The sequence below is a fragment of the Deltaproteobacteria bacterium genome (genome assembly GCA_005879535.1).
GTDB lineage: Bacteria > Myxococcota > Myxococcia > Myxococcales > 40CM-4-68-19 > 40CM-4-68-19.
The window spans coordinates 1-12,695 of record VBKI01000082.1 but is presented as its reverse complement, the minus strand read 5'-3'; the positions used below and the strand labels follow the sequence as shown (position 1 = coordinate 12,695).

Sequence of the window (12,695 nt, the reverse complement as noted above, 5' to 3'; positions counted from 1 at the left end):
TACGATCCCGTCTGGTCCTATTTACTCCGGCAAGTCGGTGCAGGCGTCGGCGTCAATCACAAACGGGTCAGGTGGCAGCTCACCCGCGACGGACGTGACGTGGACGAGCTCGAATGGCCTGGTAGCATCGGTGAGCTCCAGTGGTCTGATAACCGGGGCGCGTCAGGGCAACGCGACCATTCGCGCACGATCGGGCAGTTTGACTGGCGAGGTGAGCGTGATCGTCGTCCCCGGCGACCCTGCATCGATCGTCATCTTTGCGGGCAATGGGCAAGTGGGCACCAGAGGGGCACCGCTCCCGGATCCACTATGCACGAACGTGAAGGACGCGGCTGGAAATCTGATAACAGGGGTCGTGGTTACATACGTAGTGGCGACCGGTGGTGGTCAGCTTGCCGCTCCCACCAGCCCGCCGACTGACGGTCAGGGCATCGCGATCTCGGGTCACTGGACTCTCGGCTCGAGCGCGGGGGCGCAGTCGGTCACGGCTTCTGCCGTCGGTGCCGGCTCCGTGACGTTCAATGCCACAGCGCAATAGCCTTCGTCGCGGCGACTGCATGCATCTGAGCTCAATCGCCTCGATGCGGAGATTCACTTTCTCCTTCGGCCGCGGCGCCTGGGCTGCTGTATTCGGATTCCACGCGTTGGCGCTGGCGCTCACAGGATGCCGTGATACCACTGCGCCGCAACCTCCTTGGCATCCATCCGTCGGCGTCCAATGGGACTCGCTCGCGCTCGAAGCGGTTCGTCGGACACATCTTGGACCTCCGATGGTTGCGCGCGCCCTCGCTGTCGCGCACACAGCGATGTATGACGCTTGGGGAGCGTACGATGCGACCGCTGCTGGAACCCGACTTGGCGCGACGTTGAGACGACCCGCGTCCGAACGCACTACTGGTAACAAGGAGCGAGCGGTCAGCTTTGCAGCGTATCGGGCGCTAGCCGATCTCTTTCCTTCCGAGCGCGCGCTCTTCGATGGATTTATGCAGCAGCTTGGTTATGACCCGGCCATCGCGTCCACCGATGTCAGCACGCCTGAGGGAATCGGAAACGTTGCCGCTGACGCAGTGCTCACGTTTCGTCACCACGACGGATCAAATCAGCTCGGCGATTTGGCGGCGGGAAGTTATTCCGACTATACCGGCTACCAATCGGTCAACAGCCCATCGCAAGTCACAGATCCCAACCGCTGGCAGCCACTTCTGATTCCCGACGGCCAAGGAGGCGTCACCGCGCAACGATTTATCGCTCCGCAGTGGGGATTGGTAACGCCATTCGCGCTTACATCGGGAGCTCAGTTTCGTCCGGCGTCGGTGCCGAATCTCTATCCGAGTGCGGGCTACACCGACCAGGTACAAGAGATAATCAGCTACAGCGCCAACCTGACCGACGAGCAAAAATCGATCGTGGAATACTGGGCCGACGGGCCCGCGTCGGAGCTACCGCCTGGACACTGGGCGCTGTTCGCAGAATGGGTTGCAGCCCGCGACAAACACAGCATCGATGACGACGTGAAGATGTTTTTCGCGCTAAGTAACGCACTCCTCGACGCGAGCATCGCGGTGTGGGACTGCAAACGCGTATTCGACTACGTGCGACCGATTACGGCCGTTCGATTCCTGATGGCTGGCCGCGAGATAAATGCTTGGGGCGGTCCCTACAAAGGAACCCAAACCATTCTCGGCGAGTACTGGCAAGCTTACCAGACGAGCGTGGTGCCAACTCCCGCGTTTCCGGAATTCAGCTCCGGTCACAGCGCATTCAGCGCCGCAGGTGCAGAGGTCCTCAAATCATTTACGGGCAGCGACGCGTTCGGACAATCCGTCACCATCAAAGCTGGCAGCTCGCGAGTCGAGCCGGGAGCTGTGCCTGCGCTCGATGTTACTCTGTCGTGGCCGACTTTCAGTGCGGCTGCTGACCAAGCCGGTATGTCGCGTCGGTACGGCGGGATTCACTTCAAGGAAGGCGATCTACAGTCTCGCGCGATAGGCCGTCTCATTGGCGCGCAAGCTTGGGCCAAAGCCAAGGAGTATTTCGCGGGTTCTGCTTAGCCCGCGCTCTCAGCTCGTCTGCGCCTCGGCCTCGGCGTAGGAGTCCGCCGGCGGGCACGAGCAAATAAGATTCCTGTCGCCGTAAGCGCTTTCGACCCGCGCCACCGCCGGCCAGAACTTGAAGTCCTGACTCCACGGTGCTGGGAATGCGGCTCTACCAGCGCAACCCTGCGCGGCGGGGTTGCAGACCCCGGCCGCGGTCTGACAAGGTGAGAAGTTGGACCGGGGAGGCGGGAGCAAGGCGACGGAACCGGCCTTATCTGTCCTCGCTCCTTCTTCGACCACGAATCCCGCGTGGTCGGCTGATGGCCGATCCATGCCTGTTCGCCCGCTCCGGTCAGGGACTCCACTGTATCGTCGATACAGGCACCATCGGTCAGGTCTTACGCACCGGTCATTCGATTCAGTGGCTTGGGACCGTGGTAGTAGCGGATCAGCCTGCAGGCTTCACGAGCACGCACGAATGCGGACGCGCGGTTCTGTTGCCGTGCAGTTGCCATGAAGCAGTGGACCGGGGCGGCACAGGACGGAACGACCGCGGAGACGGCGGGACCGAACTTCCTTTGTCGCTGCAACCGGATGCGAGGGAAGTTCTCGTCTCGCAAGAGGTTTCGCGCATCCGGTCTGCGTCTCTTCGATTCCCGCCGCCTCCACCAATTTTCTCTTCTTCTCTTCGCTAGTTGGCCGACGGGGTGGTGCCCGTTGCCATGGAATTGCCATGCCGATCATCAAGCGAAGTGACCTGAGGTTCGCGTACTCTTTGCGTCGGTGAGGTGCTCGCGACGTTCAAGGCGGTACGTCACTTTCTGCGCGCGAATCCCGCAGTCCGTGCACAAGGATGCCCGTACCCGGAATACACTAAGCGGTTCGAACGCATGATCGCGTTTGTTGAACGTGTCCGCGACGAGATCGCCGGCTCTTGATCACTGGCCGAGCCATCTCCTCCCGTGCATCCTGAAGCAGCGCCGGTCCGAGGCTGGCGGGTTCCAGCAGCTGGCCGATATACATGGGGTGCGATGGCGCGCCGGATCCTTGTCGTGAATGGCTGGTCCAATGCAGGGAAGACCAGCGTCACCCGGTGGCTCTCCGAGCAGCGGGGGTTCGACCGCGTCGACACTGACGAGCGGGAGATCGACAGCAAGGGCCTGCGATTCTCTTGGACAAAGGTGGAGAACGGGGACGCAACCGCCCTTCGCGATGAACTTGTCAGTCGAGCAACTGATACGGTCTTCGACTGGCCTTACACCCCGCCCGGTGGCTTTGCGCTCGTGCTCGCGCTGCAGGCTGCCGGCGTCCCGGTCTGGTGGTTCGATGCCGATCCAGAGGCCGCAAAGCAGTCATTCGATGCTCGAGCCCAAGGCAATCTGAAGAACCCGCAGCAGGGGATTCAGGCGAACTTCGCGTCGCTGCGCCGGGGCATCGAGAGCTGGCACACCGTGCTCCTGCACTTGTACGGGCGGCGCTTCCTACGAACTCTATTCGCCGGTGGCACTCGCATGCCCCCGCTGCGAATCTGGGACACAATCTGCGCCGTGGAGGGTTGGACGCCGTAGCCGGCCGGCTAAGAACCGATCCCAAAATTTGGACTACTGGTGCTGACGAGGCCGGAGTGGCTCGGATGTTTCGCGAAATGTAGTGGCCGTCGGGTTCGTGATTGCGTCCTCGGCGAGGGTTCGATTTCGCCCAAGCTTGAAGCGATATGCAGCCTGGGAGAGAGTCGCGCCATGGGGCTTTTGACCTTCGCGCTCAACTTGACGCTGGACGGGTGTTGCGACCACCGGGAAGGGGTCGCCGACGACGAGATGCTCCGCTACTGGACGCGCCTGATGGACGCGGCGGGGGCGATGCTCTTCGGGCGCCGGACCTACGAGCTGATGGAGGACGCCTGGCCCCAAGTGGCGCGAGACCCGAAGGCGACACCGTCGAACCGGGACTGGGCGAAGAAGCTCGAAGCCAAGCCCAAGTACGTGGTCTCGACGACGCGCCGCGACTTCCCGTGGAGCAACACGCATCACGTCGAAGGGGACCTGATCCGGGCGGTGAAGGCGTTGAAGAAGGCCACGCCGCGCGGACTGCTGGTGGGTAGCCCCAAACTTTCGGCCGCGCTTCAGCGCCTGGACCTCGTGGACGAATATCGCTTCGTGGTCCACCCCGTGGTGGCCGGGCACGGTCCGTTCTTGTTTTCCGGCCTGCAGCCATCATTGCGCCTGAAGTTCGTGGCCGCGACACGGCTCAAATCGGGCATCGTGGCGTTGCACTATCGCCGGCGCTAGCGGCTTAAGCCACAGATGGCGGGTCGCGCGCCACCAGCGGGTCGAGGAAGTCGTTCAGCGGCGGCGCCCGCCAACCTACACAGCAAGACTGGATCGCCCGCTCGTACGTCGCGAGGCTTTTCTCGCACACCTGCCCGAACCTGAACCAGCGCGTAAAGCCTCGCTCATCGAGGAGCCGCGCGCCATGCTCCCAGGCGGCCTTCTCCTCCCCATAGAACGCGTTGGCCTCCGCGACAGTGATCGGCTTCTCCTCTCCCAACCGCTTTCCGATCCCCTCGAGGTGATCGCTGAACTCGTCGGCGGTTCCCGCCGCCGCTCGATCTCGAGCACGGCGTGCCCGAGTTCATGGGCGATCATGCAGGTCTCGTGGACACGAGCACCGACGCCGCTAAGAAAAGCGTCGATGTTCCCGTGCTCGTCGGGCGCCCAGATCCCGCCTTGACTCCTGCGGACGTGGACATGGAGGACAAGCCGCGCTGTATCGCGGAGCTTGCGCGCGAAGAACCCGTCGTTGTCGAGCGAGCGGAGGACGGGGCTGTCCGGCGCCTCGGTCCGAAACGACACTCCGAGCACGCGGACCCCGTACCCGACGATTCTGCGATGCATTTCTGCGTCGTCCATCGTATCTCCGGCCTTCAAGTATTATGTCCACGTGTTGCACGAACACGATCTGTTCCGAGTACTTCACCGCCACCAGGGAGCCTGTACTTGCTCGCGGCGATGTTGAAAGCCACCCGGTTGTTCGCGGGGAAGCTCGCGTTCCGGTGTGCGGCCTCCAGTCGCAGACCTGTAGGCGCCACATGCCATGTGTACGCCGGGCTCGCCTGCGCGGCGCTCGCCGGCGCCTGCTCGTCGGAGCCAAGGGTTGGCAGCACCGCCACGGCGCTCGATTTCTGCAAGACTCTCGGGGAAATTGCCGTCGAGAAGGAGGGCCAGTGCCAGAGCGCGGCGCCGGCCTTTATCAACGCGGAGAAGGCGCAGAGCGACGCGCTGTGTTCCGGGGTGCAGGCCGAGGTCGATGCCGGCCGCGCCGTGTACGACCGCGCCAAGGGAGGCTCGTGCGCGCTTACGCTCGCCTCGCTCGACGGCTGCGCCGCCTTGAGCGTTCTCGAAGGAAATCTTCTCGCGGATTGCACGGCCGCGCTCACTGGCGCAGTCGCCCCGGGCGGCCAGTGCTCCTCCGAGGTCATGAATCATTGCGCTGGCGGCTATTGCAGTGCGCCCATCCCGAGGTGCAGCGCCCCGTTCCCGACCGGCGAGTGCGTCGCCTGGCTCACCGAGGGCGAGCCGTGCGCTCCCCCCGGGCTCTGCGCGCCGGGGCTGGGGTGTTCCTCTGCCACCGGCACCGTCTGCGTGGCCCCCTCCGGCGCGGGTGGCCCTTGCCCTTGCCAGGCTGGGCTCTACTGCGACAGCACGCTCACCTGCAAGGCGATGAAGACGAGCGGCTCCTGCAGCGGGTTCTCCGAGTGCGCGCCGGGGTACGTGTGCAGCGGCTCCCCCGGTTCGTGCGTGCCGTACGTCGGCCTGGGCGCCAGCTGCGGCGCCACGGCCGTGTGCGGAATGGGGTACTACTGCGACTCCGGCACCGGGAAATGCGCCGCCCTGCCCGTGGTCGGGCAGCCATGTATGCTCACCCGCGCGGGCACGACCACACGGCTCCAGTGCGTGGCGAGCTGGTGCGATGCGGACGGGACGAAAATCTGCCAGCCGAGAAAGGCCGACGGCGAGCCCTGCACGTCGCAGTGCATCTTCCAGCCCTGCATCTTCGACGACCAGTGCGTGGGGTACTGCGACACGTCAACGCAAACCTGCGCCGGCGCCGGGCAGGGCCTCGTCTGCGTGTCGCCGCCCTAGCTGCGGCGGACCCGAGAGGCGTGGTCGGCGCCATCCCTCTCTGGGACTCGCGGTGGATTTGGTCGCGGCGACAGGCATGCCCTGCGCGGACGGGGGGTTGCAGAGCCGGGCCGCGCTCTGGCAGCGTTTCGAGGTTGGTCCGAAAAGCCCGGGGAGGCGGGAGAAAGTCGACAAGAACCGCGTTTATCCGTCATCGCTACGAGGTGCGGCTCACGTTGCCACATGGTTGCCATGAGCCGGCGGGTTGGGGCGGTACGGAGCGGCACGAGGCAGGAGACGGCGGGATCAAGCTTCCTTGGTCGGTGCAGCCGGATGCGAGGGAAATTCGCGTCTCGCAAAGGGTTTCGCGCATCCGGTCTGCGTCTCTTCGATTCCCGCCGCCTCCACCAATTTGCTCCTCGTATGTCCGCTAGTTGGCGGACGGCGCGGAGGCCGTTGGCATGGAATTGCCATGCCGATCGCCTTTCGACGCGAACGCAAACAGCTTCCGCTTCACCTCCCCGCGCCCGGTAGATCGACCCGCTCGTCCTTCGGCACCGCCACAGCCAGTCGCCGGAACGCCTCCTCACCGCCCGCATCCCCCGCGGCATCGAGAGTCCCGCTATCGCTCTGCGTATCGCTTCGCCGAGGCGAGGTCCTTGCGCAGCTCGTCCGCCGTGCGGCGCGGACCATAGCCCGGCGTGTCGCGCTGGATGCGCCATCCCTCCTTCAGCGGACCCGCGTCCAAGGTTTCGAACCCGAACTGGTCGATCAGGCGAGCCACGACCGCCTTGGCTTCCCGGTCGTCTCCCGCGATCACCAACGCGCGACGATTCTTCGTGCCGGCCGGCTGTCCATGGGCGGTGAGGTCCGCGGCGTAGATGTGATTGAACGCCTTTACCACCTTCGACTTCGGCAGGTGCGCCTGGAGGAGCTCGGAGGTCGTGGTCGACTCGTCGTCGAGCTCGCGAATGCGGCCGTCGCGTTGCGGATAATAGTTGTTGGTGTCGATGACGATCTTCCCCGCCAGAGGCTCGACCGGTACCTGCGGGTAGTTCTTCAGCGGCACAGTCACGACCACGATGTCTCCCGCCTTCGCTGCCTCTGCGGCGGTGGCGGCGCGCGCCTTCGGCCCAAGCTCTGCCACGAGCGTGGACAAGGTCTCTGGCCCACGCGAGTTGCTGATGACGACCTGGTAGCCGTTCTTCACTGCGAGCCGCGCGAGCTGGCTCCCGATATGGCCGGCACCGATCAGTCCGATGGTCTTCACGTCCTTCACGCCAGTCTCCTCTCGCGGGTGTACAGCCTCGCAACGGCAGCTCGCCTCGTTGCACAGGGGCTGCGCAGATGACCGTCGGATCGATGCGACAACCTGCCGATGGCAGGAATCATTCGATCAACTCCTTGGAAAGAGGATGCAGGAGGGCAGCTTCGGTTCCGCATGCGCCCATCGAGAGCGCTCGACCACGATCAGCCGCGTGTCTTGATCCTCTCGAGGGCGACGCCCGGAACCTGATCCAGATCCTTCCGTTCTATACGCGGCAGCCGCACCGCTTCGGGGACAGCAGGACGGCGTGAGGCTCTGCCGAACCGGCCAAACCGCCCAGCGGTTGCCGAAGACAGGAGCGGCGACGCCTGCGTAGAAATGCTTAATCAAATGGCTGTTATCGAACACTTTCGCTATGGCTCGCGCGTTTTTCAACGAAAGTTGGCGCGCCCTTGTTACAGGGCATATTTGAAGACGTGTCGGCATGGCGTCCTCGAACATCCCACCGACGGTCCGCGTGATCTCCGCGTTTCCGTTTTTCTAAAACCTGCACTCCCCGGTTTGCGGCCGGGATGCGACAGATGTGCTGCTCACCGCTCGACCTGCGCCTCGCAGAATTCCGGGCGCAGGAGAGAGCGGTGCAGCGAGGTGGAAAAACACGAACCTGGATGGCAGAGGGGGCTTGGGGCCAGACAGCAGCGAGGTCAACCATGAGCATCCTCGATCCGATCCTGGTGGCGTTCATTGCGGGCATGGCCGTCCGCGATCTGTGGCCGTTGTGGGTCCGGCGTGCGGCCCGCTCGAAGCGCGTCGGCGCGTCCACGAGGGTTGCCGGTAGCGGCGGCAGGCGTCCCCCGATGCGGCGAAGGGCGTCGCGCGTGAAAATCGACGACGATCTACTCTTGCGCTGGTTGCGGGAGCGGAATCGCGTCCTGAAGCTTTCGGCGCGCGACGAAGCGGGCCACGAAAAGCTCGGCCGCATGCTCCTGACGGACCCCGTCGCCTGCATCGTCTGGCTGGGCGACATCGTGCAGCCGCAAGTGCCCTTCCTGACCGCGATCTGTCCCAGCTGCGACGGCTCGGGCCGGCGCGCCGACACCTCGTCCGGGCTCCGCGACGTCACCAAGACGAAGCCGTCGCACTATCGGCCGGCGGCCGCGGCCGCCGCGGGACCGAAGGGGCCGGTCACGTCCGAAGGCCTGCACCTCGCAAGCGAGGCGAACGCTTCGGCGATCTTCCCGGCGGACGCGAAGACGCGGCTGCTCGTGGAGATCATGAACCACGAGGCCACGCACGGCCGCTGCACGCGGACGTTCATCAAGAAGATCCGCAAGCAGACCCGGCCAGCGCCGTAGGTCAGGCGCCGCCGAGCGGCCACGATCGCCGGCGGCGGGAGCGCGGGGCGAGCCAATACATAGCCCTGGCCCAGATGGCATCCCGCTTCGATGGCCCTCGGTGAGCTCCAGATAGACGTGGGGATAGGCGGAAGAAACGGCCGCTTGGATCGGATAGGCCGCCTTCCGTCAACGGAGCCTCCTTCATAACGTCAACGCTGCTAGAGGAGGACGCGCTTCAGCAAGACTTTCGTTAGCAGAAAGCGCCGCTCCGGCGTAACCGTTCCCCGGCCTGGGCGTACGCGGTCGGAGGGGGTTGTATGGAGGTCGGCACATGTCCCACGCACAGAGGAAAATTTTCTGCGTAATCGCCGCGGTGCTCGTCCCTTCGTCTGCTTTCACGCAACCGACCAGCGGCGGTCCGTTCGATAAGGTATGGACCGTCGCGCTCTCGCCATACAACCAAGCTTCCCAGACCGGGAACTCGTTGACCCAGCTCTCGGACGGCACGATCGTCGTGGGCGGTGGCGATTCGAACCAGCAGAACGTCTGCTCGACGCACAAGCAGCCGTTCTTCGGAGGCGCCTGGCTGGTCGCGGTCACGCCGACCGCGGGCCAGAACGTATTTCAGAAGCTGTACTCGACCTGCGCCAACTCGGCGCAGTCGACGAGCGCCGTCGCCCACACGGCCGACGGAGGGTTCGTTCTCGCCGGCGGCGACTTCGACAATCCGGCCTGCGCCGGCGGCTGCGGATGGTTCGCGAAGTTCCGCAGCGACGGGACGATCGCGTGGCAACGAGACCTGACCGGAGCTTACTTCGCGGGCGCCAGCATCATCGAGCCGATGCCCGACGGAACCTACATCGCGGTCGGAAACGAGTCGCCGACGTACGCGCAGATCCTCGAAGGGCTGATCATGAAGATCTCGTCGTCGGGCGCGCTGCAGTGGTCGGTCGCTTATTCCGAGACCGCCCAGTCGTTTCCCGGCGCGTTCGACGGCGGCAGCTTCACACTCGGCTCGCTGCAGCCGACTGCCGACGGGGGTTACGTCGCGACCGGAGTCGCCGACGCGAAGCTCGCCTCCGGATACGCTCACGTCCTCGTAGTCATGAAGCTCGACGCGAGCGGTGGCGCGCAGTGGTCGAACGCCTACTACGGCAATGTTTGGGAGAGCGGCGGCGGCGGCGAGAGCTCGTACCCGATCTTCCTGACGCCGGATGGCGGCTATGTCGTGTCGGGCACCGTCCAGCAGCGGGATTCTCCGTTCCAGGAGCTCTTCTTTCTCCTCAAGCTCGACGCGCGCGGCGGGATCGTCTGGCAGAAAGGATACGGCGGTTCGAACGGGTACTACGACGTCAGCCGCGAGCAGGGCGGCGCCGTCGCCACCCCGGACGGCGGTTTCGTCCTGGCCGGCGAGAGCAACGTGTTTGCACAGGCGACGACGGGCTGGATGCTGAAGACGGACGCCTCGGGCAACATCGTCTGGCAGAAGACGTACACGGGCCTCACGTCCGGCGGTGGCAACCGATTCAATGGCGTCATCCGGACGAGCGACGGCGGCTACGCGGTCGCCGGCGACTCGTGGACTGCGGATTTGACCTACGGCGGGCCCGGCATGTGGCTGGTCAAGACCGACAGCAACGGGAACGTCGGCACCTGCGGTTGCATGAAGGACACCAACGCGAGCGCGCAAACCCTGGATCTGCAGGTCTTTCCAGCGACTTTCGTCCAGGAAGCGTCCGGCCTCGCGTTCGGTCCGGTGAACATCCAGGCGAAGTCGACGTCGGTGAAGCCGACGACGATCTATCCGTGATGCGGGATTTCGAAGGGGGATAGGCGGAAGAAACGGTCGTTTGGATCCGAGAATCGGCGCCGGGCGGTGGATTCCGGCGGCGATCTGGTCTCCGACGACGAGACCTTCGTCGTCTACGGGGGCCGTCCTCCCCCATCGAGAGCCGCTGCAGATCCCAAGGGGGGCCGGAGCGCGTAGCGAAAGAGCTTCTCGCGGCCTTCAGGGTCGATGGCCATGGATGCGCACTCCCGGCGTGCAGGGACAGCCGAGCAGCGCAGCGACTTGGACAACATCGAGAGAAGCGCGGCCGGTATTCGGGCGTGACCGTGGCACAGGCTGGGCACATGAAACTCGAGAACCCGCGTGAACATTTGTGGAACCAGGCGCGGTAACCCTCTCTGAAGACGTGAAGGAAATCACAGGATCGTGGAGATTCGTGTTCGCTCCAGAAGAATCGTGGATGCCGGACTGCCTCGTTGCCAAGGCGGAGGTTGCGGCGCACGAAGCCACCATGGTCCCGCTGGTCCACGCTGTCCGCCGGATTCGGCTTCGTCGCGCGAGATAGCGCACGCGGGCCACTCATCTCCTCGGCGGGTCGCGGACTTGTCCGAGATGCCGCGGCGATACGGCGTCCAGATCATCGAGTTGGCCGGGTTCGATTCCCGCCGCCTCCACCAATTCTTGTGAGCAACTCCAGCATGTTTCCTCGACCTGTACCAAGGCTGTAACAAGCCTTTTCGGTTTTTCTGCTCGTTACCCGGGTCTGAAACCGCTGTTCCTCCGTACTTGCTGCAGGTTGACTGCACCTGTACCAAGCGGACCTATACCAAATTCTAGCCAGCTTCCTACTTTCCTCCTCCCGCAGGGCCGCGCTTGATCTGGAGGTGCTGCAGAGCGTGGTCCAACCGAAGCTCGTGTAAAGCTCCATCACGTCGCCGATGAGTACTTCGCGTCCGTGACCGGCGATAAACCCCAGATACCGAAATCACTGGCCGCAGGCTCAGCAAAAGGATCCTCAGCGGTCACGTCAGCGGCGTCGCCATTCCGACACCTGTAAAACGAGCTGACTCCTGCCATGCGGAAGGCTCGCGGCTGGACTCGACTCCGATGAGTACGGTTCCGTCGTCCCACCCGCCGATGCTGATCGTCGCAGGCGACGTCATAGTCTGCGGGAACCACCTCTTCTCGGGTGTAGCTGTGTTCCAGGTGCCCGCGCTGACCGTGCCGGATTCCGCGCGAAGCGGGGCGCGCGGGGGTGTGAAGAGATGCGGCGGACATGACATGGCCCGCCGGGGAGCCGATGAACGTGCGCCACCGATCCGTACTTGCGATCGAGGTCTGGGAAGCGCGGCGGCTGGCCGGACATGTCCCGCCGTTCACATCGTGTTCTCCACGCCAGTACCTTCACGCACCTTCAGGATTAGAACGCACCAGTGCGGAGGTCCGCTCTCATGTTCAGGAGCACATTCGCCGTTGGAATTGCAGCGCTGATGGGCACCTGCGGCTGCTCACAGCCAGCTGCGATCAATCATCGGGCCAATAATGCTCTATGCTCGACGCTCGCTGGCCCAGGCGACTGCGGATGCACCGCGGGCACTGGCGGTGCATCGTGTTCGGGGCCTGAATTCACATGCACGAGTGACAACGACTGCACGCAGGGCATCAATGGTCGCTGCATCCACAGCGGCGCAGGTGCTGGTTGTGGCTGCACCTACGATCAGTGCAGCAGCGATAACGATTGCCCAACAACTGAAACTTGCGCCTGCCATGGATCGCCTTATACGTACGGCAGCGACAACTTTTGCGTTGCCGGGAACTGCCGCATCGATTCGGATTGCGGCATCAATGGATTCTGTTCTGCGTCAGGGGAGCCGTCGATTGTAGGGTACTTCTGTCACACGCCGCAGGACACCTGTATCAACGACAACGACTGCTCGGCTCACGATTGCCGGAACACTCCATCGGAGCCAAGGTGTGTTTATTCTCGCTCTGTCAAACGCTGGCAATGCGCGTGTATCCCAATTCCAGTTTGACGCGACCGGAGCGGGTGAAGGACAGATCAGCGCATTCCGTCGCCTTGCTCCCGGCTCCTCGGCCTCCCGGGCCAGCGTCCAACCGTGAGGGATCGCGCCGCGCTCAATCAGT

General features: G+C 64.2%; 8 protein-coding genes and 1 pseudogene. 7 read left to right on the top strand and 2 right to left on the bottom strand.

What is annotated here, in order from left to right:
• From E6J58_19065 to E6J58_19050, 4 genes are all read left to right on the top strand, one after another.
• A partial coding sequence (locus tag E6J58_19065; protein ID TMB34054.1) for a hypothetical protein occupies positions 1–538 on the top strand: 538 nt, incomplete at its 5' end.
• A gap of 328 nt (positions 539–866) precedes the next feature.
• A complete protein-coding gene (locus tag E6J58_19060; protein TMB33960.1) occupies positions 867–2,051 on the top strand; it encodes a vanadium-dependent haloperoxidase in 1,185 nt (394 codons plus the stop codon).
• Positions 2,052–3,067: 1,016 nt separating this feature from the next.
• A complete protein-coding gene (locus tag E6J58_19055; GenBank protein TMB33959.1) occupies positions 3,068–3,604 on the top strand; it encodes an ATP-binding protein in 537 nt (178 codons plus the stop codon).
• Between the two features lie 171 nt (positions 3,605–3,775).
• Positions 3,776–4,324 (top strand): deaminase, encoded by a 549-nt coding sequence (locus E6J58_19050; protein TMB33958.1) that lies wholly within the window; start codon positions 3,776–3,778, stop codon positions 4,322–4,324.
• A 4-nt stretch (positions 4,325–4,328) separates the two neighbouring features.
• On the opposite strand, the gene E6J58_19045 is transcribed toward E6J58_19050, so the two are convergent.
• Positions 4,329–4,583 (bottom strand): hypothetical protein, encoded by a 255-nt coding sequence (locus E6J58_19045; GenBank protein TMB33957.1) that lies wholly within the window; start codon positions 4,581–4,583, stop codon positions 4,329–4,331.
• A gap of 548 nt (positions 4,584–5,131) precedes the next feature.
• Between E6J58_19045 and E6J58_19040 the strand changes: the two genes are divergently transcribed.
• On the top strand, positions 5,132–6,178 hold the full coding sequence (locus tag E6J58_19040; protein ID TMB33956.1) for a hypothetical protein: 1,047 nt from the start codon (positions 5,132–5,134) through the stop codon (positions 6,176–6,178).
• A gap of 601 nt (positions 6,179–6,779) precedes the next feature.
• Here the strand turns inward: E6J58_19040 and E6J58_19035 are convergent.
• The gene (locus E6J58_19035) at positions 6,780–7,427 is read right to left on the bottom strand and encodes an NADP oxidoreductase (GenBank protein TMB34053.1); all 648 of its coding nucleotides are present in this window, start codon (positions 7,425–7,427) and stop codon (positions 6,780–6,782) included.
• 1,049 nt (positions 7,428–8,476) lie between these two features.
• Here E6J58_19035 and E6J58_19030 point away from each other — a divergent pair.
• Both E6J58_19030 and E6J58_19025 read left to right on the top strand, forming a co-directional pair.
• Positions 8,477–8,779: pseudogene (locus E6J58_19030) on the top strand (molecular chaperone DnaJ).
• Positions 8,780–9,245: 466 nt separating this feature from the next.
• Positions 9,246–10,571 carry a hypothetical protein gene (locus E6J58_19025; protein TMB33955.1) on the top strand — a complete coding sequence of 442 codons (1,326 nt, stop codon included), beginning with the start codon at positions 9,246–9,248 and terminating at the stop codon, positions 10,569–10,571.
• Positions 10,572–12,695: the final 2,124 nt, after the last annotated feature.

What these genes read in the sequence shown, in the direction of transcription:
- E6J58_19055 (TMB33959.1), top strand. Translation starts at nt 3,068, where the DNA reads ATGGCGCGCCGGATCCTTGTCGTGAATGGCTGGTCCAATGCAGGGAAG.
- E6J58_19050 (TMB33958.1), top strand. Translation starts at nt 3,776, where the DNA reads ATGGGGCTTTTGACCTTCGCGCTCAACTTGACGCTGGACGGGTGTTGC.